Source organism: Streptomyces sp. NPDC102490 (genome assembly GCF_044765285.1).
Lineage (GTDB): Bacteria > Actinomycetota > Actinomycetes > Streptomycetales > Streptomycetaceae > Streptomyces.
The window spans coordinates 1-26348 of the sequence record NZ_JBIWJU010000006.1 but is presented as its reverse complement, the minus strand read 5'-3'; the positions used below and the strand labels follow the sequence as shown (position 1 = coordinate 26348).

Here is a 26348-nt window from a genome sequence, read left to right as displayed (position 1 = left end):
GCAAGCGTACGCGGGCCGGGCCACGGGCACCGAGCGGACGGCGTACCGCACCACCACCGGATCGGACCAAAACACCCTACGGCCCGTCAGATCCCAAATAGACATATCTGTCAGACCATGTCCAGGATCAGGGGCATGCGCGGATTCCTAGCTTCCTCGACCGGCGTCACCTGCGCGGCGGCCCTGGCCCTCCCGCTCGCCCCGCCCGCGGCAGCCGCCGCCTCCTCGGCCCCACCCGCGACGAGTTCGGCCGCACGGCCCGGGGCGTACACCCCCGGCGGCACCCAGTCGCTGCCCCTCGCCCCCCTCGCCCGCGACCGTGCACCCGGCGCGGCCGAACAGGGCCTGCACCGCAGGGACGTACGGCACTTCTCGCTCGTCGGCGTGGTCTGGGACAGCCCCGCCACCGAACTCCACGGCCGCGTCGAGGTCCGTACCCGGACCGCCGCCACCGGCACCTGGTCCGGCTGGCGGGAACTGGAGACCCACCACGCCGACCACGCCGCCGACCCGGGCACCCCGGAGAGCACCTCTGGCCGTGTCCGCGGCGCCACCGCACCGCTGTGGGTGGGCGAGTCCGACGGCGTCGAGGTGCGGGTACGGGCCGAGAGCACGCCCGGCACCACCCGGTCCGCCGCGCCGCTCCCCACCGGCCTGCGCCTCGAACTCGTCGACCCCGGCGCGGACACCCCGCCGCCGACGAACCGCGCGCGGACCCGGGCGGAACCCGCCGTGCTCCCCGCACTTCCCGCGCTTCCCGCGCGGCAGAAGGCCAAGCCGCACGTCGGCCCCCGCCCGAGCATCACCACCCGCCGCGGCTGGGGCGCCGACGAGACGCTGCGCGAGAAGGGGTACGTGTACACGAAGAAGGTCAAGACGGCCTTCGTGCACCACTCGGCCACCGGCAACAACTACCGCTGCTCACAGGCACCGTCCGTCATCCGCGGCATTTACCGCTACCACGTCAACAGCATGGGCTGGCGTGATCTCGGCTACAACTTCCTCGTCGACAAGTGCGGACACATCTACGAGGGCCGGGCCGGAGGCGTGTCCAAGCCGGTGCTGGGCGCCCACACCCTGGGGTTCAACTCCAACAGCATGGGAATCGCCGTGCTCGGCACCTACAGCGCGAAGAAGCCGTCCTCGGCCGCGCTGAAGGCGATCGCCCGGCTCACCGCGTGGAAGGTCGGGCTCTACGGCATGAATCCGCGCGGGAAGACATACCTGAAGTCCGGGGGTGGCAACCTCTACCGAAAGGGCAAGAAAGTACGACTGAACGTCATCTCCGGTCACCGTGACGGCTTCGCCACCAACTGCCCCGGCAAGAAGCTCTACGCCAAGCTCGGCACGGCCCGTTCGAAGGCGGCGAAGTACCAGGGCCGCTGAGCGCGGGAGCGGTCTGCATACACTGGCCCGCCGAAAGACAGTTCGGCCGGTCCCGGCAGGAAGCAGAGACGACAGGTGACAGAAGCGATCCTCCTGGTCGGCGGCAAGGGCACGCGGCTGCGCCCGCTCACGGTGAACACGCCCAAGCCCATGGTCCGGGCTGCCGGAGTGCCGTTCCTCACGCACCAGCTGGCGCGGGCCAAGGCGGCCGGCGTCGACCACATCGTGCTCGCGACGAGCTACCTGGCCGAGGTCTTCGAGCCGTACTTCGGCGACGGCTCGGCGCTGGGCCTGCACCTCGAGTACGTCACGGAGGAGGAGCCGCTCGGCACCGGCGGCGCCATCCGCAACGTGGCGTCCCGGCTGCACTCGGGCCCCGAGGAGCCGGTGCTGATCTTCAACGGCGACATCCTGACGGGCCTGGACATCGGCGCGCTGGTCCGCACCCACGAGACTTCGGGCGCGGACGTCTCCCTGCACCTGACGCAGGTGACCGACCCGAGGGCGTACGGCCTGGTCCCCACGGACGGGACGGGCAGGGTGCTCGCCTTCCTGGAGAAGCCCCAGACCCCCGAGGAGATCGTCACCGACCAGATCAACGCGGGGGCGTACGTCTTCCGCCGCTCCGTCATCGACACGATCCCGACCGGGCGCCCGGTCTCGGTCGAACGCGAGACCTTCCCCGAGCTCCTCGCCACCGGCGCGCACCTCCAGGGCATGGTCGACTCCACGTACTGGCTGGACCTGGGCACCCCGGCGGCCTTCGTCCGCGGCTCGGCCGACCTGGTCCTGGGCCGCGCCCCGTCCCCGGCGGTGCCGGGCCGCTGCGGCGACCGCCTCGTCCTGCCCACGGCCCAGGTCGCCCCCGACGCCAAGCTGGCCGGCGGCACGGTGGTCGGCGAGGGCGCCTTCGTGGCGGAGGGCGCGCGCGTCTTCGGCAGCACGATCCTGCCGGGCGCCGTCATCGAGCCGGGGGCCGTCATCACCGACTCCCTCATCGGCGCCCGCGCCCGCGTCGGCACCCGCTCGGTCCTGGCCGACACGGTCATCGGCGACGGCGCGGTCATCGGCGCCGACAACGAACTCCGCTCCGGCGCCCGCATCTGGTGCGACGCCCACATCCCCCCGGCATCCCTACGCTTCTCCCCGGACGCTTAGCTGCGGGCAGTCGTGCCGCTGGGGCGGCACGGGTGGGCGCAGCGGCACCCCGCAAAGCCGGGCCGCGCACCCGCCCCCGCCCCGCACCCACGCCGGGTGCCAGGTGAACCCCGGACCACCTACAGCCGCTCGATCCCCCGCGGAGCCATCCGCGGCGCCCGCCTCCCCGGCACCCGCCCACTCAACAGCACCAGCCGAGCCGCCCGATGCCGCTGCCCCGCGTACGGCTCCAGCAACCGCAGCATCTCCGCGTCATCCGCGTACCGGTCCCCGCCCAGCGCGAACCCCACGATCCCCGGCAGATGCAGATCGCCCACGGTCACCGCGTCCGGCGCCCCATGACTGCGCTGCACGGTCTCCGCCGACGTCCACGGCCCGATCCCGGAGACCAGCTCCAGCCGCTCCTGCGCGGCCGCCGGCTCCATCCCCGCCGCCTCCTCCAGTCGCGCGGCGACCCGCACGGCCCGCAGGATCGTCGAGGCCCGCTTGTCGTCCACTCCGGCCAGATGCCACTCCCAGGACGGGATCAGCGCCCAGGTGCGCGCCGACGGCATCACACACATCCGCCCGGGCGCGGGCCCCGGCGCCGGCTCCCCGAACTTCCGTACCAGCAGCCGCCACGCCTGGTACGCCTCCAGCGTCGTGACCTTCTGCTCCAGGACCGACGGGATCAACGACTCCAGCACCAGCCCGGTCCGCGCCAGCCGCAGTCCCGGACGCCGATGCGCGGTGAACGCCAGCAGCCGGTGCCGCGGCACGAACGCCGCCGGGTCGTCCTCGGCGCCCAGCATCCGCGGCAGCTGCTCCAGCAGCCACTCGGCCCCCGGCCCCCAGGCCTCGCCGCGCAGCTCACCGCCACGCGCGGTGACCCGGAGCGTGCCCGGCCCGGCGGGTGTCCGGCTGGCCCGCCACACGGACCCGTCCGGCATCGTCCGGAACGTCGGATCGCCCGGCCCGCGCCGCAGCGGACCGAGTACCAGCCCCAGGTCCAGCGGCCCGTCCGGCACCCACACCCGCACCCGGCCCGGCGCGAGCGCCTGCCGGGGTATCCCGCCGCGCACAGCGGCGCGCGGGGTCCGGGGAGCGAAACGTCCTGCCACGAGTGAGGTCCTTGGGCGAAGCGGGAGGGGAGGGGAGCCCTTACGGGACGAGAGAGCCCCTACGAGAGTAGAGGGCTCACCGCACCTCGATGAACGCCTCCGCGTCCCGCTCCGCCCGGGCCTTCGGCTCCTCGGCCGGATGCCCGACCGCCACCGCCCCCATCGGGTCCCAGTCGCCCGGCAGCCCCAGCACCTCCCGTACGACGTCCCGGCAGAACATCGTCGAGGACACCCACGCGGAACCCAGCCGCTCCCCGGCGAGCGCGACGAGCAGGTTCTGCACGCCCGCGCCGGTGGCGACCACGAACATCTCCCGCTCGGCCCCGTCCCGCCGCGCGTCCCCGTAGGTGTGCGAGCCGTCCATGACCAGGCAGGGGACGACGAGGTAGGGCGCGTCGCGCAGCACGTCGCCGCGCCGCACGCGCTTGGCGATGGACTCCTCGCTCTTGCCGTCGCGCCGCAGGTCCGCGATCCAGGCGTCCCGCATCGCGTCCAGGAGCCGGGTGCGGGAGTCCGCGGACTCCAGCAGCACGAACCGCCACGGCGTGGTGTGGTGCGGCGCCGGCGCGGTCACCGCCGCGGCCACCGCCCGGCGCACGGCGTCGGGGTCGACCGGCTCGTCCGTGAAGGCCCGTACCGTACGCCGCTGCGTGACCGCCTGCCGTACCGCCTCCGAGGTGCCGAGGCGGAACATGTCGTCGCGCGCGCCGCGCACCATGGCCCGCGCGCCCTCGCCGTCGTCCTCGGCGACCACCTGCGGCAGCCCGCGCACCACGGCGACGGGCAGGCCCGCGGCCTTGCCCTTGACCAGGTCGCCCGCGGCGGCCAGCTCGTCGGCGGTGGCGACGACGGTCGCGCCGAGCGGATTGCCGTGCGCGTCCGTGCCGCCGCGCAGGTCGTCGAGGACGCGGACGCCCGCGGCGCCGATCGCCACGTCCGTGAGCCCGGCCCGCCAGGGGCGCCCGAAGGTGTCGGTGACGATGACGCCGACGTCCACGCCCAGCGTGTCGCGGAGCCCCTCGCGCAGGCCGCGCGCGGAGGCGTCGGGGTCCTCGGGGAGCAGCAGTACGGTCCCGGGCGGAGTGTTGGAGGCGTCGACGCCGGCCGCCGCCATGACCAGGCCCTGCCGGTTCTCGACGATGCGCAGCGGGCCGCGCCGGGCCACCACCCGTACGGTCTCCGCGTCGATCGCGGCCTCCCGGTCGGCGGCCTCTACGACCCGGCCCTCGGCCTTGGAGACGATCTTGGACGTGACGAGCAGCACGTCCCCGTCGGCCAGGGCGGGCTCGGTGGCCGCGATCAGCTTGGCCAGGTCGTCGCCGGGGCGCACCTCGGGCAGGCCGGGCAGGGCCCACACCCGGTAGCCGTCCCCGTGGCCGGGGGCGTCGTCGTGGCTCTCGCCGCTCATGCCTCCCGCACCTCCTCGGCCAGCGTCAGCGCCTCCCGGGCCATCTGCGCCGTCGCGTCGAGGTCGGTCATCATCAGCGGTACGGCGCGGCAGAGGATGCCGGCCGCCTTCACCCGGGTGACGGCGTCCGCGTCGACCGTGTCGACCAGCCAGCCGTCGAGCAGGCCCGAGCCGTAGTGCTCGGCGACCGCGGCGGCCGTGGACTCCACGCCGACCGCGGCGAGCACCTTGTCGGCCATCCCGCGCACGGGCGCGTCCCCGACGATGGGGGACAGGCCCACCACTGGCACCCCGGCGTCGGCGATCGCCTCGCGGATGCCGGGCACGGCGAGGATCGTGCCGATGGAGACGACCGGGTTGGAGGGCGGGAAGAGGATCACGTCCGCCTCGGCGATGGCCTCCAGGACACCCGGCGCGGGCTTGGACTGCTCGGCGCCCACCGGCACGACCGCCTCGGCGGGGACGGAGGCGCGCAGGCGCACCCAGTACTCCTGGAAGTGGACCGCCTTGCGCTCCCCGTCCAGCTCGACCGCCACGTGCGTCTCCACGCGGTCGTCGGTCATCGGGAGCAGCCGTACGCCGGGCTTCCAGCGGTCGCACAGCGCCTCGGTCACCGCGCTGAGCGGAAAGCCCGCGGTGATCATCTGCGTCCGCACGATGTGCGTGGCGAAGTCGCGGTCACCGAGGCCGAACCACTCGGGGCCGACGCCGTACGCCGCCAGTTCCTCCTTGAGGTGGAAGGTCTCGTCGGCCCGTCCCCAGCCCTGCTCCTCGTTGATGCCGCCGCCGAGCGTGTACATCACCGTGTCGAGGTCCGGGCAGACCTTCAGCCCGAAGAGGTGGATGTCGTCCCCGGTGTTGCCGATGACCGTGATGTCCGCGTCGGGCGCGGCCTGCTGGAGACCACGCAGGAACCGGGCACCACCGATGCCGCCTGCCAGAACCACAATGCGCATGACCCCAGTCTTGCAGGCCGGTACGACAGCGCGTCAGCCAGTCGTCACCGTGCCGGTGCGGCGTCGGCGTCCTCGGGCGCGGCGGCGGCCGAGCACTGCGGGGCGTGCATGGGCATCTCGGTCAGGCCCGGGTAGTAGACGTGCAGGCTGACCGCCGGCTCCAGCGCGTCGTTGACCACCTCGTGCACGTACCCCGGCGCGAACACACGCTGCGTACCGGCGCCCAACGCGTGCGTGCCGCGCTCCGTGTGCTCGGTGAGGGAGCCCTCCAGGACCGTCCACACGCCGGAGGAGGGGCCGTGGTCGTGGCGTCCGCTGCCCTGTCCCGGCAGCCAGGACAGCAGCCAGACCTCGTACCCGGGCCCGGTGCGCAGCCGGTGGTACCAGCGGGTCGTCGCGTCGTACCGGACGAGGTGCTCCCACGCGGAGCGGTCGGTGGCGAGGGAGCGGACGAGACCGGCGAACTCGGCGACCGTGGCCGGGTGCTCGCGCGGGGCCTGGAGCAGGTGGGGGACTTCGAGGATGTCGCCGGCGATCTGGAGGTCGCTGTCGCTGTTCATGGGTGCGGTGGTTCCTCGGCGGAAGAGTGCGGGGAGCAAGCGAAGGACGAAGAGACGCCCTGGTGGGGCGGGAACGCAGTGGTCGAGTCGCGTGGACTCGGGGACAGCCGGAGCGCGGTGGGCTCAACAGCTGGAACAGCGGCAACAGCTACAGCGAGCGCGGGCAGCACCGTGGGACCCGGCGGTGCGGGTCGAGGTGAGCGCCAAGTTCGCGAGCATGCCCTCAAGGACAGCGGTTCACACCAGCACTGTCAACTCGATGCCCGTTATGTGGGACATGTTTCACCTCATCCGGTTGATCGCGCTGGCGAAAGGTTTGCTCACACGACTTCCGGGACACATGGCGCACAAGCCGGGTGCACAACCCTCGTTGCGATCCCGTGATCGGAATGTGATCAGGTTCGCTTCGGCGCGTGTATCGGAACGGGATCGAACACCGGGTCGTCCTTCCTGGTGCAGGTGTGAATCGGGACGGGCGTCCTTCGGGCCTCTTTGGTATGTCAAGGTTTATGGCGATTTGAACACTTACTGCATGGCCTTGGTTCCGCAGAGTGAATAAGGGGCCCAATAGCAGATCTCGGCTTGACTCGCCCGGAGCAGCACACTTGTAATTTCACTCGTGTCGTTCAGCCGGAATCGGTAACGGCTAGATCACGGGGACGCGAAAGACAGACGAGGGGCGCACATGACCGAGCTGGTGGAGCAACTGCTGGTCGACGACGCGGACGAGGAACTCGGCTGGCAGGAGCGTGCTCTGTGCGCCCAGACCGACCCCGAGTCCTTCTTCCCCGAGAAGGGCGGCTCCACCCGCGAGGCCAAGAAGGTCTGCCTCGCCTGTGAGGTCCGCTCCGAATGCCTCGAGTACGCCCTGGCCAACGACGAGCGCTTCGGCATCTGGGGCGGCCTGTCCGAGAGGGAGCGCCGCCGGCTGAAGAAGGCGGCGGTCTGACGGCCGTGGCCTGACGCAGCGACAGAAACGGCCCGAACAGCGGGAACGGCCCGTCGCCGGTGGGTTGTCCACAGGCGGCGGGCCGCCCCTGTGTCCAGCCGATAGTGTGGGCGCTCGTCCGAGACGCCCCGCCGTTCCCAACCGGCGCGTGCGTCCACCGCAGTCCACCGAACCGGGGCCCGTACCTCGATGTCCGCGCAGAGTCACACGGCAGCCCAGCACGACCTCGCTGCCACACCTGAGTTCCCGCGTCACGTGGTGACCGCGGTCCTCGTCGCCCACGACGGAGCCCGCTGGCTGCCCGACGCGCTCGCCGGGCTGCTCGGCCAGGAGCGCCCCGTCCAGTACGCCGTGGCCGCCGACACCGGCAGCGCCGACGAGTCCTCCCGGCTCATCGCCGACGCCCTCGGCGACGACCGCGTGCTCCACCTCGCCCGGCGCACCGGCTTCGGCCAGGCCGTCGAGGAGGCCGCCCGCACCGCCCCCGTGCTCACCCCCGAGGACCTGCCGTACCTGAGGCGGCCCAGCGGCTGGGACCCCGTCAGCCGCACCTGGCGCGACGACGCCTACGACCTGCCGGAGCTCCCCCACGGAGAACCGGTGCACTGGCTGTGGCTGCTGCACGACGACTGCGCGCCCGAACCCGAGGCCCTCGCCCAGCTGCTGCGCGTCGTGGACACCGAGTACGAACTCGGCCGTGACGACGTCGCCGTCGTCGGTCCCAAACTCCGCGGCTGGTACGACCGCCGGCAGCTGCTCGAGGTCGGCGTCTCCATCGCCAACTCCGGCCGCCGCTGGACCGGCCTGGACCGCCGCGAGCAGGACCAGGGCCAGCACGACCACGTCAGGACCGTGCTGTCGGTGTCCACCGCCGGCATGCTGATCCGGCGCGACGTCTTCGAGCGGCTCGGCGGATTCGACCGCCGGCTGCCCCTGATGCGCGACGACGTCGACCTGTGCTGGCGTGCCCACGCCGCCGGACTGCGGGTCCTCGTCGCCCCCGAGGCGGTCGTCCGCCACGCCGAGGCGGCCTCGCGCGAACGCCGCGCCGTCGACTGCGCGGGCCGCACCACCGCCTCACCGCACAAGGTGGACAAGGCCGGCGCCGTCCACACCCTCCTCGTCAACGTCCGCACCGCCGCCCTGCCCTGGGTGCTGCTGCGCGTCGTCCTCGGCACGCTGCTGCGGACCGTCGCCTACCTCGTCGGCAAGGTCCCCGGACAGGCCCTCGACGAGATCCGGGGCCTGCTGGGCGTCCTGCTGCGCCCCGAGCGGATCATCGCGGGCCGGCGCGAACGCGGGCGCCCGCAGGTCGAGAAGGACGAACTGCGGCCCCTGTTCCCGCCCCCCGGCGCGACCGTCCGCGCCACCGTCGAGCAGGTCGCGGGCGACCTCTTCGGCAGCGCCGACGCCGAGGCCGCCGCGGGCGCCGGACGGCACGGCAGCGCCATCGAGTCCGGACCCGGCGGCGACGACGCCGACTTCCTGGAGATCGAGCAGTTCGCCCGCCTCAAGCGCATCGCCCGCAAGCCGGGACCGGTGCTCTTCCTGGTGCTGCTGCTCGTCTCCCTGGCCGCGTGCCGCGCGCTCCTCGGCGGCGGCGCCCTGTCCGGCGGCGCGCTGCTGCCCGCACCGGCCGGCGCGGGCGAGCTGTGGGCGCGGTACGTGGACGCCTGGCACACCGTCGGCACCGGCGGCACCGCCTCCGCACCGCCCTACCTCGCGCTCGTCGCCACGCTCGCCTCCGTACTGCTCGGCTCCACCGGACTCGCCGTCACCCTGCTGCTGGTCTGCTCGGTGCCCCTGGCCGGTGCCACCGCGTACTTCGCCTCCCGCCCGCTGGTCCCGTCCCGGCTGCTGCGCGCCTGGGCCGCCGTCGCCTACGCCTTCCTGCCCGCCGCCACCGGCGCGCTGGCCGGCGGACGCATCGGCACCGCCGTCCTCGCCGTGCTGCTGCCGCTCATCGCCCGCGCGGGCGTCGCGGCGGCCGGCCTGACGGGCCCCTCCGGCGCCCGCGGCAGCTGGCGCGCCACCTGGGCGTACGCCCTGCTGCTGACCATCACCACCGCCTTCACGCCCGTCGTGTGGCCCGTCGCGCTGGTCCTGGGCGTCGGCGTCCTCGCCCTGCGCCGCGGCGAGATCACCGCGTACGGGCCGCGCTTCCTCGCCCAGCTCTGCACTCCGCTGCTGCTGCTCGCGCCCTGGTCGCTGTCGCTGCTCCCGTTCGGCTTCTTCGACGAGGCCGGGCTCGACTACGGCGCCTCGGCCGCCTCCGCGCTCGACCTGCTCGGCGCCAGCCCCGGCGGCCCCGGCACGGTGGGCGGGCTGCTCCTGCTCGGCATCGTGCTGGCCGCGCTGGCCGCCCTGCTGCGCTCCGAGCGGCAGTTGGGCATCCGGACGGCCTGGGTCGTCGCCCTGGTCGCCCTCGTCTTCTCGGTCCTGGCCAACCGCTCCGCCTGGGCCGGACCCGCCACCCTCGTCTACGGCATCGCCCTGCTGACCGCCGCGACCCTCGGCGCCGACGGGGCGCGCTTCCGGGTGGCCGAGCAGAGCTTCGGCTGGCGCCAGCCCGTCGCCGCCCTGATCGCCCTCGCCGCGGCCCTCGGCCCGCTGATCGCCGCCGCCGGCTGGATGATCGGCGGCGCCGACGGCCCCGTCGAGCGCCGCGACCCCGTCCAGGTGCCCGCGTTCGTCGCCGAGGAGAGCCACACCCGCGACCAGGCCCGCACCCTCGTCCTCGACAGCGACTCCGCCGCGCACGTGGGCTACCTGCTGGTCCGCGGCTCCGGCGCCCGCCTCGGCGACGGCGAACTGGCCTCCGGGGACGGCGGGAACAGCGCCCTCGACAAGGTCGTCGCCAACCTCGTGGCCGGCTCCGGCGCCGACCAGGCCGACCAGCTCGGCGGGTTCGCCGTGCGCTACGTGCTCGTGCACCAGGGCGCGCCCCGCGAGGTCATGCGCGTCCTGGACGCCACGCCCGGACTGAGCAGGCTCAGCCAGCAGGACGGCAGCGGACTGTGGCGGGTGGACCAGGAGGTCGCGCGCGCGACCATCGTGTCCGGTGCCACGTCCGGTGCCGGGACGTCCGGCGGCGGCGAGTCCGAGCCCGTGGCGGCCGGTCCGGTGGAGATCCACACCGACATCGAGGCGGGCGCCGAGGGCCGGGTGCTGCGCCTCGCCGACACCGCCGCCGAGGGCTGGACCGCCACCCTGGACGGCAAGCCGCTCACCCGCACCACGGTCGACGGCTGGGCCCAGGGCTTCCGGCTCCCCGCTTCCGGCGGCCGGCTGGACGTCACCTACGACGCCCCGTTCACGCACACGGCCTGGCTGTGGGCCCAGGGACTCCTCGGCGTGGTCCTGGTCGTCCTCGCCCTGCCCGGCAGGCGCCGCCACGTCGACGACGACCTGCCGGACGAGCCGCTCGTCCCCGCCCAGCCCGTCGAGGGCGAAGGGCGCCGGGCGCGGCGGCTGCGGGCCCAGGCCGAGGCCGAGGCGGAGGCGGCGCCCGGTGCGGACGCGCCGGCGGAACCGGGCCCCCGGGCAGCGGGAGACACCGCCGGGGTGCCCGAGCCGCCCGCGGCGGCACCCGTGCCGGTCCCGCAGCAGCCGGCGTACGGAGAATGGGACGCGACGGGGTACACCGGCGCCGAGTACGGCTCCTACGACGGGGGTTACGGCGGCGAGCAGTACCAGGGCGCCCAGCAGTACGACCCGGGGGCGTACGGACAGCAGCCGTACCAGGCGGCGGACCCGTACCGGCCGGACGCCTACCAGGGCGGGCACGGCGGCCAGGGGGGCCAGGGCGGCCAGTACGGGGCGGGTCAGTACGACCCCTACGCCTACGGCGATCCGACGCAGGCTCAGGAGGGCGGCTACGACCCCGCCTTCGACCAGGCGTACGGCCAGGGCGGATACGACACGCCGTACGACCCTTCCCAGCCCCAGCAGCCCCAGCAGCCCCAGCAGCCCCACGGCACCGGCAGTGAGCGTCCCGACGGGAGCCAGCAGTGAAGCGCACGACCCTGTCCCTGATCGCCTGTGCGACGGCGCTCGCCGCGGTCACCGGTTTCGCGGCGGTGTCCGCCCCGGACGGCTCGGGTGCGGACACTGCGGCACCGGCCGCCCGGCTGCCCGTGGAGCGCACCAGCCTGCTGTGCCCGGCGCCCAGCAGCTCCGACCTCGCCGAGACCGCGTACACGTCCTTCACGCCCGTCACGAAGGGCGCGGACGAGAAGGGCGGCGCGACGCTCACGGCGGCGGAGCAGGCCGACGCCACCGGGGACGGCAAGGACGGCGACAAGGGCGAGAAGAGGGAGAAGCCGGTCCTCCAGCCCAAGGCGCCCGGCACGCCCGTCGCCGGAAAGACCAGCGGCGCCGACACCCCCGCGCTGATCGGCACCGCCGAGGGCGGCCACGCGCCGGGCTGGACGGTCCAGCAGACCACCGAGGTCGCCGCCGGGACGGGCCGGGGCGTGCAGGGCGTCAACTGCGGCGCCCCGGACACCGAGTTCTGGTTCCCGGGCGCCGGCACCGCGACCGGCCGCAGCGACTACGTGCACCTGACGAACCCGGACGACTCGGCGGCCGTCGTGGACATCGAGCTGTACGGCAAGGACGGTGCCCTGAAGACCACGGTGGGGGAGGGGGTCACGGTGCCGCCGCACAGCAGCGAGTCCATCCTGCTGTCCACGCTCAGCGAGGTGAAGCAGACCGACCTGACCGTGCACGTCGGCGTGCGCAGCGGACGGGTCGGCGCCGCGGTGCAGGCCCTGGACGACAAGACCGGCGGCGACTGGCTGACCGCGGCCGCCGACCCGGCGAGCGACCTCGTGCTGCCGGGCATCCCGAAGGACGCCACCGCCGTACGCCTGGTGCTGTTCACGCCCGGCGGCACCGACGCCGACCTGAAGGTGCGGCTCGCCTCGCCGTCCGGACTGATCACGCCCGCCGGTCACGAGACGGTGCACGTCAAGGCCGGTATGACGACCGGCGTCGACCTCGGCGAGGTCACCCGCGGCGAGGCGGGTTCGCTGGTGCTGACCCCGACGGACCGGTCCGTGCCGGTGGTGGCCGCGGTCCGGGTGGTGCGGGGCAAGGGGGACGAGCGGGAGTCGGCGTTCATCCCGGCCTCCGACCCGGTCGGGGCGCGCGCGACGGTCGCGGACAACCGCGCCAAGCGCACGACCCTGGCCCTGTCCGCGCCCGGTGAGGCCGCGCAGGTCAAGGTCACGGCGTCGGCGGGCACCGAGGGCGGCACACCGGCGACCAAGACGTACACGATCAAGGCCGGCACGACCCAGAACGTCGATGCACCGGTCCCCGCCGGACTCAAGGGCTCCTACGCGCTCACCGTCGAGACCGTCTCGGGCGGCCCGGTCCACGCGTCCCGCATCCTGACGGGTTCGGACGACGACGTGGCGGCCTTCACCGTCCAGACCCTCCCCGACGACCGGGGGACGGTCTCGGTACCGAACGCGGACGAGGACCTGTCGGTCGTGCAGAAGTAGCGGCCGGGGGCCGACGGGCCCCCGCCGCTCAGTCCTCCCCGTACCGCGGGTCCACCGTCTCCGGCGTCAGCCCCAGCAGCTCCGCGACCTGTTCGACGACGACCTCGTGCACCAGCAGCGCGCGCTCGTCCCGCCCCTTGGTCCGGATCTCCACCGGCCGCCGGTACACCACGACCCGCCCCCGCCGCCCGTCCCGCGAGGGCACCGTGCCCCCGAGCGGGACCGCCTCGTCGTTCCACGCCTCCCCGGCCGCCGGCGGGCGTGGCACGTCGAGGACGAGGAAGTCGATGTCGGCGAGCTGCGGCCACCGCCGCTCCAGGCGCTCCACGGAGTCCTGCACCAGGTCCGCGAACACCTCGCCGCGGCTCGCGGCGAGCGGCACCTGCGGGGGCGCGACCGGGCCGCGCATGCCCCGACCGTGGCGATCACGACGGCGGGGTCCTGGGCGGCCGGCATCACGGGGCGTCACGGGGTTGTCCATCACTGGTGAAGGGTAGTCCCCGCCGAGGCGGCGTGCCCGACCGCGCGCGCACCGCGGGCGGCGTGGCGGCGGCCGGGTCCGCTTGTCGCCGGATGACCATTCCAGCCAAGGTTGGGCTCGATTCCGTATCTCTCCGCGACCGCGGAACTCAAGGCAAATGTCGTTGTTTGTATCGGGTCGTGACCGCCCGGCGCGTCGCACGGGCCCGTCGAGGCGGGCGTCCGCGCAGGTCAAAGGGGGCTGCTCCGGAGAGTCCGCAGGTCGTTTCACGCCACGACACGGGGGTGTGAGCTGGTGGAGAGTCGTCGCGGCCCGCTCAAGAGTGCGGTACCGTCCAACATCGTGAGCCCTGTACGTCGCTGTTCGCGCACCGCCTGCGGCCGTCCCGCCGTCGCGACGCTGACGTACGTCTACGCCGACTCGACCGCGGTCCTCGGCCCGCTCGCCACCTACGCCGAACCCCACTGCTACGACCTGTGCGCCGAGCACTCCGAGCGCCTCACCGCCCCCCGCGGCTGGGAGGTCGTCCGCCTGCTCGACGGTTCCGCCCCGGCCCGCCCCAGCGGCGACGACCTGGAAGCGCTCGCCAACGCGGTGCGCGAGGCGGCCCGGCCCCAGGAGCGGGCGGCCGAGGCGGGGGGTGCGCGGACGGCCGACCCGATGGAGGTCGCGCGCCGCGGTCATCTGCGCGTGCTCCGCTCGCCGGACAACTGAGCCCCGCTCGACGGGTTCGCGCCCTTCACCCGCCGTCTCCCCGGTCACATCCGTTGCCGCACACCCATTGACGCCTCGTTGTCGCGGACACGACCATTCCGGAAGCCGCGAGAAATCGCTTTCACATGGCGGAATCCGGGGAGGCGTGCGTGTACGTGCAGGAACTGGAACCCGTCGCCGGTTCGCTCGGACTGTCGGCCCTGGTGGCGGCCCTGCCCCTGGTGATCGTCCTGGTCCTGCTGGGCGGCGTCCGCATGAAGGCCCACCTGGCGGGCCTCATCGGCCTCCTGGCCGCCGTACTGGTCGCCCTGCTCGCCTACGGCATGCCGCTGGACCAGACGGCCTCCAGCGCCGTCCAGGGAGCGGTTTTCGGCCTCTTCCCCATCCTGTGGATCGTCGTGAACGCCCTGTGGGTCTACCGGATGACCGTCCGCACCCGGCACTTCGACATCCTGCGCCGCTCCTTCGGCCGCCTCTCCGACGACCCCCGCATCCAGGCCCTCGTCGTCGCCTTCTGCTTCGGCGCCCTGCTGGAGGCCCTCGCCGGATTCGGGGCGCCCGTCGCGATCTGCTCGGTCATGCTCGTCGCCCTCGGCTTCGACCCCGTGCGCGCCGCCGTCGTCTCGCTGGTCGCCAACACCGCGCCGGTCGCCTTCGGCGCGATGGGCACCCCGGTGGTGACGCTGGCCCAGGTCACCGGGCTGCCCCTGGACGACGTCGCCTCCGTGGTGGGCCGCCAGACGCCGCTGCTGGCCCTCGTCGTGCCGCTGCTCCTGGTCGCCCTGGTGGACGGGCGGCGCGGACTGCGCGAGACCTGGGTCCCCGCGCTGGCCTGCGGGATCGCCTTCGCCGTCGCCCAGTTCGCCGCCTCCAACTACGTCTCCGCCCAACTCGCCGACATCGCCGCCGCCCTGATCGGCGCCGGCGCCCTGGTCGCCGTACCGCACTCCCGCAGGCCCGCCGCCGAGCCCGTACGGGCGTCCGTACTGACCGGCGTACGCAGCGAGGAACTGGACGAGCGGGACCCCGCCCGGGAGGTGGTGCGCGCCTACGCGCCCTACGCGCTGATCGTCGCCGTCTTCTCCGTGGCGCAGATCCCGGCGGTCAAGGACTGGCTGGCGCAGGCCACGCAGTCCTACGACTGGCCGTTCCTCGACGTGGTCGACGCCGGGGGCGAACCGGTCGGCGGCAACGTCTTCTCCTGGCCGATCGTCTCCACCGGCGGCACCCTCGTGCTCTTCGCCGGACTGGCCACGGCCGTCGTCCTCGGCGTGCACGCGCGCGTGGCGGTCAGGGAGTGGCTCGCGACCGTGCACGAACTGCGCTTCGCGATCCTCACCGTCACCTCGGTCCTCGCCCTCGCCTACGTCATGAACCTCTCCGGGCAGGCCGCCACCATCGGCCACTTCGTCGCCGCGGCCGGTGCCGGACTCGCCTTCCTCTCCCCGGTGCTCGGCTGGTTCGGCGTCGCCGTCTCCGGCTCCGACACCTCGGCCAACGCGCTCTTCGGCGCCCTCCAGGTGACCGCCGCGCGGGAGTCCGGCCTCTCGCCCGAACTGCTGGCCGCCGCCAACAGCTCCGGCGGCGTCCTCGGCAAGATGATCTCCCCGCAGAACCTCACCATCGCCTGCGCCGCCGTCGGACTCGCCGGCCGCGAGGGCGACCTGCTGCGCAAGGTGCTGCCCTGGAGCCTGGGCCTGCTGCTGATCATGTGCCTGATCGTGGTCGGGCAGTCCACGGCGGTGCTGGGCTGGATGCTCCCCTGACCTCGGGCAACCGCCCGGGCGGCCCGCCGGTCCTCAAGGGGTAGTTTGTGGGCTCCGACAGGACTTTCAGGAAGGTTGGCCGTGGCTGCTGATCTGTCGCAGATCGTGAAGGCGTACGACGTGCGCGGTGTCGTCCCGGACCAGTGGGACGAGTCGCTGGCCGAGCTGTTCGGCGCGGCCTTCGTCGAGCTGACCGGCGCGGGCGCCGTCGTGGTCGGCCACGACATGCGGCCCTCGTCCCCGGGCCTGTCCGGCGCCTTCGCGCGCGGGGCGGCGGCCCGCGGTGCCGACGTGACCGAGATCGGCCTGTGCTCCACCGACCAGCTGTACTACGCCTCCGGCGCGCTCGACCTGCCGGGCGCGATGTTCACGGCCTCGCACAACCCCGCGCGGTACAACGGCATCAAGCTGTGCCGCGCGGGCGCCGCCCCGGTCGGCCAGGACACCGGCCTCGCCGAGATCCGCGCCCTGGTGGAGCGCTGGAGCGAGACGGGCGCCCCGGAGCCCGCGTCCCGCCCGGGCACCGTCACCCGGCGCGACACGCTCGCCGACTACGCGGCCCACCTGCGCTCCCTCGTCGACCTCGGCACCATCCGGCCCCTCAAGGTCGTCGTCGACGCGGGCAACGGCATGGGCGGCCACACCGTCCCCACGGTCTTCGTCGGCCTGCCCCTCGACCTGGTGCCGATGTACTTCGAACTGGACGGCACCTTCCCCAACCACGAGGCCAACCCGCTCGACCCGGCCAACCTCGTCGACCTCCAGCAGCGCGTCCGCGAGGAGGGCGCCGACCTCGGACTCGCCTTCGACGGCGACGCCGACCGCTGCTTCGTCGTCGACCAGAACGGCGACCCGGTCTCCCCGTCCGCCGTCACCGCCCTCGTGGCCGCCCGCGAACTGGCCCGCAACGGCGGCAAGGGCACGGTCATCCACAACCTGATCACCTCCTGGTCCGTCCCGGAGGTCGTGCGGGAGCACGGCGGCACACCGGCACGCACGCGCGTGGGCCACTCCTTCATCAAGGCCGAGATGGCCAGGACCGGCGCCATCTTCGGCGGCGAGCACTCCGCGCACTACTACTTCCGCGACTTCTGGAACGCCGACACCGGCATGCTGGCCGCCCTCCACGTCCTCGCCGCCCTCGGCGAGCAGGACGGCCCGCTGTCCGCCCTGGTCGCCGCGTACGACCGCTACACCGGCTCCGGCGAGATCAACTCCACCGTCGACGACCAGCAGGCCCGCCTCGCCGCCATCCGGGCCGCGTACGAGGGCCGCGACGACGTCACCCTGGACGACCTGGACGGCCTTACCGTCACGACGGCCGACTGGTGGTTCAACGTCCGCCCCTCCAACACCGAGCCACTGCTCCGCCTCAACGCGGAGGCCCGCGACGAGGCCACGATGACGAAGGTCCGGGACGAGGCCCTGGTGATCATCCGGGCGTAGCCGTCGCCGGGCAGCCGTGCCGCTCCCCCTCGCCGCCGCTGCGGGCAGTCGTGCCGCTGGGGCGGCACGGGTGGGCGCAGCGGCACCCCGTGAGCGCCGGGCCGCGCGACCCTCCCAGCACCAACGGCGGGTTCACCACAGGCCACCCGCACGAGTCGCGTCCCGGCGGTACCCTGACCAGCACATCCACACAAGCCCCACCGCCCCCGAAGGGAACCCCTCATGCCGCTCGAAGCCGGCCTCCTGGAGATCCTCGCCTGCCCCGCCTGTCACGCCCCCCTCAAGGAGCAGGACGCGGAGCTGATCTGCACCGGCCAGGACTGCGGCCTGGCGTACCCGGTGCGCGACGGCATCCCCGTCCTCCTCGTCGACGAGGCCCGCCGCCCCGAGTAACCGCCGCCGGCCAGGCCACGGCAACCCGGCGACGCCCCCGCGCAATCGAACGAACGCCCCGGTGATCGGAGACCTGCCGCCATGCTCGACGAATCGCTCCTCGACGCCCCGGAGCGCCTCACCGAGGCCGACCGCCGCGGCCTGCTCCGCGGCGCCGCCGAGGCCGGTGCCCGCGTCCGCACCGCCGCCCGGAACGCCGCCGAGGCCGGCGTCGGCAACCTCAAGCCGGACGGCCGCCCCCGCGCCGTACTGATCGCGGGACCCGGCGCCGCCGCCACCCACGCCGCCGACCTCCTCGGCACCCTCGCCGGCGCGGGCAGCCCCGTCACCCGCCTCGCCCCCACCGGCGTCGCCCCCGCCGCGGGCGCCCTGCGCTGGGAACTGCCGGGCTGGGCCGGTTCCGTGGACCTCCTGCTGATCGCCACCCCCGACGGCGCCGAGCCGGGCCTGTCCCTGCTCGCCGAACAGGCCTACCGCCGGGGCTGCACGGTCGTGGCCGTCGCCCCCGCCGGCTCCCCGCTCAACGACGCGGTGAGCACCTCGCGCGGCCTGTTCATCCCGATGGCGACCGCGCCGTACGACCACGACGAGCCCCTCGCCGGCGCCGCCCCCGGCGTCCTGTGGGCGCTGCTCACCCCGCTCCTCGCGCTGCTGGACCGCACCGGCCTGCTCGAGGCGCCGCCCGAGGCCGTCGACAAGGTCGCCGACCGCCTCGACGCCGTCGCCGAACGCTGCGGGCCCGCCATCGTGACCTACAGCAACCCCGCCAAGACGCTGGCGTCCGAACTGGCCGAGTCCCTCCCCGTCGTCTGGACCGAGGGCACCTCGGCCGGACCCGCCGGCCGCCGCTTCGCCGCCGCCCTCGCCGAACTGTCCGGCACCCCCGCGGTCGTCGCCGAACTGCCCGAGGCGCTCGCCGCGCACAGCGCCCTGCTCGCCGGCCGACTCGCCGCCGGAGCCGACCCCGACGACTTCTTCCGCGACCGCGTCGAGGAGCCGACCGCCCTGCGCGCGCGTGTGGTGCTGCTGCGCGACCGTCCCAGCGGCGGACTCACCGCCGCCCCCAACGCCCGTGACCTGGCCCTCGGCCACGACACGCCGATCAGCGAACTGGAACCGGAAGCGGGCGCCGAGCTGGAGACCCTCGCCGAACTGATCGCCATCACGGATTTCGCCGCCGTTTACCTGGCGCTCGCCTCGGGAGCCTGACCCCGGCGCACCATCGCCCCCGCACCCGCACGCACGGCAGAGAGAGCTCATGGACCGCCTCGACAACACCGTCCGCCCCTACGCCTGGGGTTCCACCACCGCGATCCCGACCCTCCTCGGGACCGAGCCGACCGGCGAACCGCAGGCGGAGATGTGGATGGGCGCCCACCCCGGCGCCCCCTCCCGCACGGGCCGGGGCACGCTCGCCGAGGTCGTCGAGGCCGACCCCGAGAAGGAACTGGGCGCCGCCTCCGTGGCCAGGTTCGGCCCCCGGCTGCCCTTCCTCCTCAAGCTCCTCGCCGCCGGCGCCCCGCTCTCCCTCCAGGTCCACCCCGACCTCGCCCAGGCCAGGGCCGGTTACCAGGACGAGGAGCGCCGGGGCGTCCTCCTGGACGCCCCGCACCGCAACTACAAGGACGCCAACCACAAGCCCGAACTGATCTGCGCCCTCACCGAGTTCGACGGCCTGTGCGGCTTCCGTGCCCCGGCCGACACGGCCGACCTGCTCGACGGCCTCGGCGTCGCCTCCCTCAAGCCGTACGTCGACCTGCTGCGCGCCCACCCCGAGGACGCCGCCCTGCGCGAGGTCCTCACCGCGGTCCTCACCGCCGACCCCGAGGAGATGTCCCACACGGTCACCGAGGCCGCGGCCGCCTGCGACCGCCTCGGCGGCGCCTACCGGCCGTACGCCGACATCGCCCACCACTACCCGGGCGACCCCGGCGTCCTCGCCGCGATGCTCCTCAACCACGTCCGGCTCCAGCCCGGCGAGGCCCTCTACCTCGGCGCCGGCATCCCGCACGCCTACCTCAACGGCCTGGGCGTCGAGATCATGGCCAACTCCGACAACGTCCTGCGCTGCGGTCTCACCCCCAAGCACGTCGACGTCCCCGAACTCCTGCGCATCGTCCGCTTCGAGGCGGGCGACCCCGGCGTCCTGCGCCCGGAGGCGTCCCCCGACGGCGAAGAGGTCTACGACACCCCGATCGACGAGTTCCGCCTGTCCCGCTACGTCCTGCCGGAAGGGTCCGGCGCCCACGACCTCACCCTGCCCACCCCGCAGATCCTGCTCTGCACGGCGGGCACCGTACGGGCCGGCGAACACGAACTCGCCCCCGGCCGCTCCGTCTTCGTCCCCGCGCACGAAAAGGCCGAAGTGTCCGGATCCGGCACGCTCTTCCGGGCCACCGTGCGCGTCTGACCCGCGCCCGACGGGGCATCCGGCACGTCGGGGCCCGCACGGGCTGCAACAATGGCGCATCGCAAAGGAGGGGCAAAGGCCGGTCACTCAACGGCCGCGCCCCACCGGCGCACCGACGCAGACGAAGCAGACGCAGACGAAGCGGACGCAGTCGAAAACAGATGCAGGCGAAGGGACAACGCGACACATGAGCGCGTCAGGCGGCACCAGGGCGATCGTGGCGGCACTGCTCGCCAACCTCTCGATCGCGGCAGCGAAATTCGTGGCGTTCCTCTTCAGCGGATCGTCATCGATGCTCGCCGAGTCCGTGCACTCCCTCGCCGACTCCGGCAACCAGGGCCTGCTGCTCCTGGGCGGCAAGCGCGCCCAGCGCCAAGCCACCCCGCAACACCCCTTCGGCTACGGCCGCGAGCGCTACATCTACGCCTTCCTCGTCTCCATCGTGCTCTTCTCGGTCGGCGGCATGTTCGCCCTCTACGAGGGCTACGAGAAGATCAAGCACCCGCACGAACTGGAGCACTGGTACTGGCCGGTGGGCGTCCTGGTTTTCGCGATCATCGCCGAGGGCTTCTCCTTCCGGACCGCCATCAAGGAGTCCAACCCGCTGCGCGGCAAGAAGTCCTGGAAGGAGTTCGTCCGCCACGCCAAGGCGCCCGAGCTGCCCGTCGTCCTCCTGGAGGACCTCGGCGCCCTGGTCGGCCTGATCCTCGCCCTCGGCGGCGTCGGCCTCGCCCTGCTCACCGGCGACGGCGTCTGGGACGGCGTCGGCACCCTGTGCATCGGCATCCTGCTCATCCTGATCGCGCTCGTCCTCGCCGTCGAGACCAAGTCCCTGCTCCTCGGCGAGGCCGCGGGCGTCGAGGCGGTCCAGCAGATCGAGTCCGCGCTCGTCGCCGGCGACACGGTCACCGGCGTCATCCACATGCGCACCCTCCACCTGGGCCCCGAGGAACTGCTCGTCGCCGCCAAGATCGCCGTCCGCCACGACGGCACGGCCACGGAAATCGCCTCCGCGATCGACGCCGCCGAGTCGCGCATCCGCGAGGCGGTCCCGATCGCCCGCGTCATCTACCTGGAACCGGACATCTACAGCGAGTCCGAGGCCGCCAAGGGCCCCGACCCCGAGGCGTCCCCCGGCGGCCCGAGCACCCCGCCCGCCGCCCACTGACCGAGGGGCCCCACCGTCCTCACCCTGCGTGAACGTCCGGAAGTGTGCGGAGGCGGACTGGGGACGGGGGCGCCCGCGGTGTAGCTTGGGACGGAGCCAGACGTCGCTGCTGATGGCGGTCGGGCGGTCCAGGACGGACCGGCCGAGGGAGAGAGGGCCTCCGACGGACTGCGCTGCGTGTACGCGGGCATGCCTGTGTCCTCTTCTGGGCACCCCTGTGTCCGCCGCCGCGCAGGTCAGCCGTACCCACCTCGACCCAACCCGAGGAGCAGCCCGTAATGACGACTGTCGACAACCGACAGGACTTCAAGGTCGCCGATCTCTCCCTGGCCGCGTTCGGCCGCAAGGAGATCACTCTCGCCGAGCACGAGATGCCGGGCCTGATGGCGATCCGCAAGGAGTACGCCGAGGCCCAGCCGCTCGCCGGCGCCCGCGTCACCGGCTCCCTGCACATGACCGTGCAGACCGCCGTGCTCATCGAGACCCTGGTCGCCCTCGGCGCCGAGGTCCGCTGGGCCTCCTGCAACATCTTCTCCACCCAGGACCACGCGGCCGCCGCCATCGCCGTCGGCCCGAACGGCACCCCCGACAACCCGCAGGGTGTCCCGGTCTTCGCCTGGAAGGGCGAGACCCTGGAGGAGTACTGGTGGTGCACGGAGCAGGCGCTGACCTGGCCGAACACCCCCACCGGCGGCCCGAACATGATCCTGGACGACGGCGGTGACGCCACCCTCCTCGTCCACAAGGGCGTCGAGTACGAGAAGGACGGCAAGGTCCCCTCGGTCGACACCGCCGAGTCCGACGAGCACCGCGTCGTCCTCGAACTCCTCACCCGCACGGTCAGCGAGAACCCGCAGAAGTGGACCCAGCTGGCGTCCGAGATCCGCGGCGTGACCGAGGAGACCACGACCGGCGTCCACCGCCTGTACGAGATGCACCGCGACGGCACCCTGCTGTTCCCGGCGATCAACGTCAACGACGCGGTCACCAAGTCGAAGTTCGACAACAAGTACGGCTGCCGCCACTCCCTGATCGACGGCATCAACCGCGCCACCGACGTGCTGATCGGCGGCAAGACCGCCGTCGTCTGCGGCTACGGCGACGTCGGCAAGGGCTGCGCGGAGTCCCTCCGCGGCCAGGGCGCCCGCGTGATCATCACCGAGATCGACCCGATCTGCGCCCTCCAGGCGGCGATGGACGGCTACCAGGTCACGACGCTGGACGAGGTCGTCGACAAGGCCGACATCTTCGTCACCACGACCGGCAACAAGGACATCATCATGGCCTCGGACATGGCCAAGATGAAGCACCAGGCCATCGTCGGCAACATCGGCCACTTCGACAACGAGATCGACATGGCCGGCCTCGCCAAGACCCCCGGCATCGTCAAGGACGAGGTCAAGCCGCAGGTCCACACCTGGACCTACCCCGACGGCAAGGTGCTCATCGTCCTCTCCGAGGGCCGCCTGCTGAACCTGGGCAACGCGACCGGCCACCCGTCGTTCGTGATGTCCAACTCCTTCGCGGACCAGACCCTGGCCCAGATCGAGCTGTTCACCAAGCCCGACGAGTACCCGACCGACGTCTACGTGCTGCCCAAGCACCTGGACGAGAAGGTCGCCCGGCTCCACCTGGACGCCCTCGGCGTCAAGCTGACCACGCTCCGCCCGGAGCAGGCCGAGTACATCGGCGTCAAGGTCGAGGGCCCCTACAAGGCGGACCACTACCGCTACTGAGTCACCGGTTCCTCCGAGGCAGGCCCCCGCACCCCCGTGCCGGGGGCCTGCCCCGTTGGCGCCACGTCCGCATCAGCGACCGGACCAGCCCGTCACCCTCCAGGACACCCATGCCCCGCGGCCGTTATTCGCTCCACGATCCGCACGATCACACCCCCCTCGCGGAAGAACACTTCCAGTGCGCCCCCGGCCCCTCCGGCTGGCGCTACGTCTCCCGGCTGACCACGCCCACCGGGGACCACCACGGCTCCGTCGACCTCGCCCTCGACGACCTCGGCCGCCCCATCCGCCTCGAACTCCACGCCGCCGACTGGCAGGTCCGCGGCGCCGCCATCGACGGCGTCACCTGGGTCCGTACCGACCCCACCGGAGCCCACGCCACCGAAGGCAATGCGCGCGCCCACGCCTTCACCGGCTCGTCCCCGGCCTTCCTCGTCGCCATCACCCGCCTCCTGCGCCTCACCCCCTCCGCATCAGCCACCCGCGTACGCCTCGTCGCCCTCACGGACCCGGTCCTCGCCCCCCGCACCGTGGACCAGTCCTGGGCCTTGCTGAACAGCGAAGCACACGCCACTGACAACGGGCCCCTCACCGTGGACGAATACAAGGTCACGGCCCTGGACACGGGCGAGCAGCACTCCGTGCACCTCGCCGGCGACGTCGTGCTCGCGGCCCCCGGCGTCGAGCTGGAGGATCTGGAGACACCCCCGTCCGTGTTCCCGTGAGCGGAGCCGGAGCCAGGTGCGGGGCGCGGGCTGCCCGTGCCTACGCCGGAGGCACGAACCCGGTGCCCGAGCGGCCGTCCGACGGCACTCCCCGCGCCACCTCGGGACGGCCACCCGGTGACACAGCCGGAGGCGGGGGAGTCGGCGGGGCAACCGGGGCGGGCGGCGGGGCAGCGGGCGAGGGGGCCACCGGCACCCCCGGCACGGACGCGGCGGTCCCGGCAGCCGTCTGAGCGCTCCCGAACGCCCGCCAGGCCTCCCGCGCCTGCCGCTCCTGCAACACCGCCGCCAGATACGCGGGCGGCGGAACCTCCCGCGGCGCCGGAGCGCCCGTACGGGCCGCCACATCGGCGGCGAGCCGGTCGGCCATGGCCCAGCCGACGCGCGGATCGAGCTGCCCCATCCGCGCCAGGTACTGACGGACGGCAAGCCACAGATCGTCGGGCACCGCGGACAGGTCGAGCCCCGAGAACCGCCCCTCCAGCCAGGGCGGAGGCGGCGGCATGAAGCCCGCCGACGCGGACGGCACCCGCTCCCGCACGACGAGCGTGCCCGCGAACACGTCGCCGAGCCGCCGCCCCCGCGCCGACACCAGTGAGGCGACACAGGCGACGACCCCGAGCGTCATGAGGATCTCGATCACCCCGATCAGGCCCCGCACCAGCGAGTGCCGGAACCGGATCGGCCCGCCGTCGTCCCGTACCACCCGCAGCCCGCACGCCATCTTGCCGAGCGACCGCCCGTGACTGAGCGTCTCCACGGCGATCGGTCCGCCCACCAGCACGAGGACGAACGTCGCGATCGACAGCGCGGTCTGCGCCGCCACGTCCAGGGACGAGGTGGACGCCACCAGCGCGATGGTCACCGCCACATAGACGGCCACGGCCACCGCCAGATCGAGCAGCACGGCCAGTGCCCTGCTGGGCAGCCTCGCGGGGCGCAGCTCCAGCGCCACCGCCTCGCCCGTCACCAGCTCGCTCACGCCCGCCGCCCTTCCCCTGACTGCCCCCGTCCCCGCCAGTCTGCCAAGCTGAGGACGCACCGCGCCGCAGTACGACAAGCTGATCCACGACGAGCCGCCGACGATAGCCGAGGAGCAGGCACACCGATGGACCTCGACGTCTTCGTCTCCGCCCACCGCGCGGAGTGGGACCGCCTCGACGCCCTCCTCCGCCGTAGGCGCCGGCTGACCGGTCCCGAGACCGACGAACTCGTCACCCTCTACCAGCGCGCGGCCACCCACCTGTCCCTGATCCAGTCGAGCGCCCCCGATCCCCAGCTGACAGGACGGCTCAGCCAACTGGTGGCCCGCGCGCGCAGTGCCGTGACCGGCACCCGACGCGCCTCCTGGCGCGACGTCACGCGATTCCTGACCCGGCAGTTCCCGGCGGCCGTCTACCGGGCCCGCCACTGGTGGGTCCCCACCGCCCTCCTGTCGACCGCTGTCGCGGCGCTCCTGGGCTGGTGGATCGGCACCCACCCGGAGGTGCAGTCCACCATCGCCGCCCCGAGCGAGCTGCGCGAGCTCACCCGTCCGGGCGGCCAGTACGAGACGTACTACTCGAGCAACCCGGCGGCCTCGTTCGCCGCCCAGGTGTGGACGAACAACGCCTGGGCCGCCGCGCTCTGCCTCATCCTGGGCGTCTTCCTGGGGCTGCCCGTCATCTGGATCCTCTTCCAGAACATGCTCAACCTCGGCGTGGGCGTCGGCCTGATGTCGTCGGCCGGCCGCCTCGACACCTTCCTCGGCCTGGTCCTGCCGCACGGTCTGCTCGAACTGACAGCGGTGTTCGTCGCCGCGGGCACAGGGCTGCGCCTGGGCTGGACCCTCATCGACCCGGGGCCTCGTACCCGCCGCATCGCCCTCGCGGAAGAGGGCAGGGCCGCCATCGGCATGGCGGTGGGCCTGGCCCTCGTCCTGTTCGTATCCGGCGCCATCGAAGGCTTCGTCACCCCGTCCGGCCTGCCCACCTGGGCCCGGATCACCATCGGAGTCGTCGCCGAGCTGGCCTTCCTCGCCTACGTCTACGTCCTGGGCGGCCGGGCCGTGCGCGCCGGCGACACGGGCGATGTCGAGGCGGCCGAACGCAGCGCCACCGTGCCAACGGCCGCCTGATGTGCATCCACCCCCGGCGAGCTGCTACTGTCCTCTTCGTTCCCGCCCGAGCCGTTGACACGGAGCGAGCGGGGAGGTAGATTCGAACAGTTGCCTGGAGATGGGTTCACCCCAGAGGGCGACAGTGAACATCTATCAGCTTCTCCGAATCACTGAATTCGACGAAGCGCTCTCCCGATGAATCGGAAAGAACGGCCGGCAAGAACGGCACGGAACTTCTGATAAAGTCGGAACCGCCGGAAAGGGAAACGCGAAAGCGGGAACCTGGAAGGCACCGAGGAAATCGGGTCGGAAAGATCTGATAGAGTCGGAAACGCAAGACCGAAGGGAAGCGCCCGGAGGAAAGCCCGAGAGGGTGAGTACAAA

The 26348-nt window shown here is 73.2% G+C and carries 21 protein-coding genes; 15 read left to right on the top strand and 6 right to left on the bottom strand.

What is annotated here, in order from left to right; genetic code table 11:
* Positions 1-135: 135 nt before the first annotated feature.
* Both ACIRGB_RS14475 and ACIRGB_RS14470 read left to right on the top strand, forming a co-directional pair.
* A complete protein-coding gene (locus tag ACIRGB_RS14475; protein WP_403864846.1) occupies positions 136-1386 on the top strand; it encodes an N-acetylmuramoyl-L-alanine amidase in 1251 nt (416 codons plus the stop codon).
* Between the two features lie 75 nt (positions 1387-1461).
* Positions 1462-2544: a sugar phosphate nucleotidyltransferase gene (locus ACIRGB_RS14470; RefSeq protein WP_403863549.1), complete on the top strand. Its 1083-nt coding sequence runs from the start codon at positions 1462-1464 to the stop codon at positions 2542-2544.
* A gap of 119 nt (positions 2545-2663) precedes the next feature.
* On the opposite strand, the gene ACIRGB_RS14465 is transcribed toward ACIRGB_RS14470, so the two are convergent.
* The 4 genes from ACIRGB_RS14465 to ACIRGB_RS14450 all read right to left on the bottom strand — a co-directional run bounded on the left by ACIRGB_RS14465 (position 2664) and on the right by ACIRGB_RS14450 (position 6568).
* Positions 2664-3644 (bottom strand): DNA-3-methyladenine glycosylase family protein, encoded by a 981-nt coding sequence (locus tag ACIRGB_RS14465; RefSeq protein ID WP_403863546.1) that lies wholly within the window; start codon positions 3642-3644, stop codon positions 2664-2666.
* A gap of 76 nt (positions 3645-3720) precedes the next feature.
* The gene (locus tag ACIRGB_RS14460; protein ID WP_403863543.1) at positions 3721-5052 is read right to left on the bottom strand and encodes a coenzyme F420-0:L-glutamate ligase; all 1332 of its coding nucleotides are present in this window, start codon (positions 5050-5052) and stop codon (positions 3721-3723) included.
* Positions 5049-6008, bottom strand: coding sequence for a 2-phospho-L-lactate transferase (gene cofD / locus ACIRGB_RS14455; protein WP_403863540.1), 960 nt, complete (start codon positions 6006-6008; stop codon positions 5049-5051). The genes ACIRGB_RS14460 and cofD overlap by 4 nt, the downstream gene beginning before the upstream one ends.
* Before the next feature lie 44 nt (positions 6009-6052).
* Positions 6053-6568: a cysteine dioxygenase gene (locus ACIRGB_RS14450; RefSeq protein ID WP_403863537.1), complete on the bottom strand. Its 516-nt coding sequence runs from the start codon at positions 6566-6568 to the stop codon at positions 6053-6055.
* Positions 6569-7253: 685 nt separating this feature from the next.
* On the opposite strand from ACIRGB_RS14450, the gene ACIRGB_RS14445 reads away from it, so the two are divergent.
* From ACIRGB_RS14445 to ACIRGB_RS14435, 3 genes are all read left to right on the top strand, one after another.
* The gene (locus tag ACIRGB_RS14445) at positions 7254-7517 is read left to right on the top strand and encodes a WhiB family transcriptional regulator (RefSeq protein ID WP_030377564.1); all 264 of its coding nucleotides are present in this window, start codon (positions 7254-7256) and stop codon (positions 7515-7517) included.
* A gap of 189 nt (positions 7518-7706) precedes the next feature.
* The gene (locus tag ACIRGB_RS14440; protein ID WP_403863533.1) at positions 7707-11531 is read left to right on the top strand and encodes a glycosyltransferase; all 3825 of its coding nucleotides are present in this window, start codon (positions 7707-7709) and stop codon (positions 11529-11531) included.
* Positions 11528-13027 carry a DUF5719 family protein gene (locus tag ACIRGB_RS14435; RefSeq protein WP_403863530.1) on the top strand — a complete coding sequence of 500 codons (1500 nt, stop codon included), beginning with the start codon at positions 11528-11530 and terminating at the stop codon, positions 13025-13027. Before ACIRGB_RS14440 ends, ACIRGB_RS14435 begins: the two co-directional genes overlap by 4 nt.
* 28 nt (positions 13028-13055) lie before the next feature.
* Here ACIRGB_RS14435 and ACIRGB_RS14430 read toward each other — a convergent pair whose 3' ends face one another.
* Positions 13056-13508: a metallopeptidase family protein gene (locus ACIRGB_RS14430; RefSeq protein ID WP_161377492.1), complete on the bottom strand. Its 453-nt coding sequence runs from the start codon at positions 13506-13508 to the stop codon at positions 13056-13058.
* Between the two features lie 294 nt (positions 13509-13802).
* Here ACIRGB_RS14430 and ACIRGB_RS14425 point away from each other — a divergent pair, with 294 nt between their 5' ends.
* From ACIRGB_RS14425 to ACIRGB_RS14385, 9 genes are all read left to right on the top strand, one after another.
* Positions 13803-14222: a DUF3499 domain-containing protein gene (locus ACIRGB_RS14425; RefSeq protein WP_052843574.1), complete on the top strand. Its 420-nt coding sequence runs from the start codon at positions 13803-13805 to the stop codon at positions 14220-14222.
* A 149-nt stretch (positions 14223-14371) separates the two neighbouring features.
* Positions 14372-15988, top strand: a complete 1617-nt coding sequence (locus ACIRGB_RS14420; protein ID WP_403864843.1) for an L-lactate permease — start codon at positions 14372-14374, stop codon at positions 15986-15988.
* Positions 15989-16069: 81 nt separating this feature from the next.
* Positions 16070-17434: a phosphomannomutase/phosphoglucomutase gene (locus tag ACIRGB_RS14415; RefSeq protein WP_403863527.1), complete on the top strand. Its 1365-nt coding sequence runs from the start codon at positions 16070-16072 to the stop codon at positions 17432-17434.
* 222 nt (positions 17435-17656) lie between these two features.
* On the top strand, positions 17657-17827 hold the full coding sequence (locus ACIRGB_RS14410; RefSeq protein WP_007450268.1) for a Trm112 family protein: 171 nt from the start codon (positions 17657-17659) through the stop codon (positions 17825-17827).
* 81 nt (positions 17828-17908) lie between these two features.
* The gene (locus ACIRGB_RS14405; protein WP_403863523.1) at positions 17909-19036 is read left to right on the top strand and encodes an SIS domain-containing protein; all 1128 of its coding nucleotides are present in this window, start codon (positions 17909-17911) and stop codon (positions 19034-19036) included.
* A 49-nt stretch (positions 19037-19085) separates the two neighbouring features.
* Complete coding sequence (gene manA / locus ACIRGB_RS14400; protein ID WP_403863520.1) at positions 19086-20237, top strand: mannose-6-phosphate isomerase, class I; 1152 nt, start codon at positions 19086-19088, stop codon at positions 20235-20237.
* A gap of 187 nt (positions 20238-20424) precedes the next feature.
* The gene (locus tag ACIRGB_RS14395; protein ID WP_403863517.1) at positions 20425-21405 is read left to right on the top strand and encodes a cation diffusion facilitator family transporter; all 981 of its coding nucleotides are present in this window, start codon (positions 20425-20427) and stop codon (positions 21403-21405) included.
* Positions 21406-21683: 278 nt separating this feature from the next.
* Positions 21684-23141 (top strand): adenosylhomocysteinase, encoded by a 1458-nt coding sequence (ahcY, locus tag ACIRGB_RS14390; RefSeq protein ID WP_403863514.1) that lies wholly within the window; start codon positions 21684-21686, stop codon positions 23139-23141.
* 110 nt (positions 23142-23251) lie between these two features.
* A complete protein-coding gene (locus ACIRGB_RS14385; protein WP_403863511.1) occupies positions 23252-23866 on the top strand; it encodes a hypothetical protein in 615 nt (204 codons plus the stop codon).
* Between the two features lie 40 nt (positions 23867-23906).
* On the opposite strand, the gene ACIRGB_RS14380 is transcribed toward ACIRGB_RS14385, so the two are convergent.
* On the bottom strand, positions 23907-24848 hold the full coding sequence (locus ACIRGB_RS14380; RefSeq protein WP_403863508.1) for an RDD family protein: 942 nt from the start codon (positions 24846-24848) through the stop codon (positions 23907-23909).
* Positions 24849-24974: 126 nt separating this feature from the next.
* Between ACIRGB_RS14380 and ACIRGB_RS14375 the strand changes: the two genes are divergently transcribed.
* The gene (locus ACIRGB_RS14375; protein ID WP_403863505.1) at positions 24975-25982 is read left to right on the top strand and encodes a stage II sporulation protein M; all 1008 of its coding nucleotides are present in this window, start codon (positions 24975-24977) and stop codon (positions 25980-25982) included.
* Positions 25983-26348: the final 366 nt, after the last annotated feature.

Coding starts and splice junctions, on each gene's coding strand:
- ACIRGB_RS14475 (WP_403864846.1), top strand. CDS start 136: ATGCGCGGATTCCTAGCTTCCTCGACCGGCGTCACCTGCGCGGCGGCC.
- ACIRGB_RS14460 (WP_403863543.1), bottom strand. CDS start 5,052: ATGAGCGGCGAGAGCCACGACGACGCCCCCGGCCACGGGGACGGCTAC.
- cofD (WP_403863540.1), bottom strand. CDS start 6,008: ATGCGCATTGTGGTTCTGGCAGGCGGCATCGGTGGTGCCCGGTTCCTG.
- ACIRGB_RS14450 (WP_403863537.1), bottom strand. CDS start 6,568: ATGAACAGCGACAGCGACCTCCAGATCGCCGGCGACATCCTCGAAGTC.
- ACIRGB_RS14445 (WP_030377564.1), top strand. CDS start 7,254: ATGACCGAGCTGGTGGAGCAACTGCTGGTCGACGACGCGGACGAGGAA.
- ACIRGB_RS14440 (WP_403863533.1), top strand. CDS start 7,707: ATGTCCGCGCAGAGTCACACGGCAGCCCAGCACGACCTCGCTGCCACA.
- ACIRGB_RS14430 (WP_161377492.1), bottom strand. CDS start 13,508: ATGGACAACCCCGTGACGCCCCGTGATGCCGGCCGCCCAGGACCCCGC.
- ACIRGB_RS14410 (WP_007450268.1), top strand. CDS start 17,657: ATGCCGCTCGAAGCCGGCCTCCTGGAGATCCTCGCCTGCCCCGCCTGT.
- ACIRGB_RS14405 (WP_403863523.1), top strand. CDS start 17,909: ATGCTCGACGAATCGCTCCTCGACGCCCCGGAGCGCCTCACCGAGGCC.
- manA (WP_403863520.1), top strand. CDS start 19,086: ATGGACCGCCTCGACAACACCGTCCGCCCCTACGCCTGGGGTTCCACC.
- ACIRGB_RS14395 (WP_403863517.1), top strand. CDS start 20,425: ATGAGCGCGTCAGGCGGCACCAGGGCGATCGTGGCGGCACTGCTCGCC.
- ahcY (WP_403863514.1), top strand. CDS start 21,684: ATGACGACTGTCGACAACCGACAGGACTTCAAGGTCGCCGATCTCTCC.
- ACIRGB_RS14385 (WP_403863511.1), top strand. CDS start 23,252: ATGCCCCGCGGCCGTTATTCGCTCCACGATCCGCACGATCACACCCCC.
- ACIRGB_RS14375 (WP_403863505.1), top strand. CDS start 24,975: ATGGACCTCGACGTCTTCGTCTCCGCCCACCGCGCGGAGTGGGACCGC.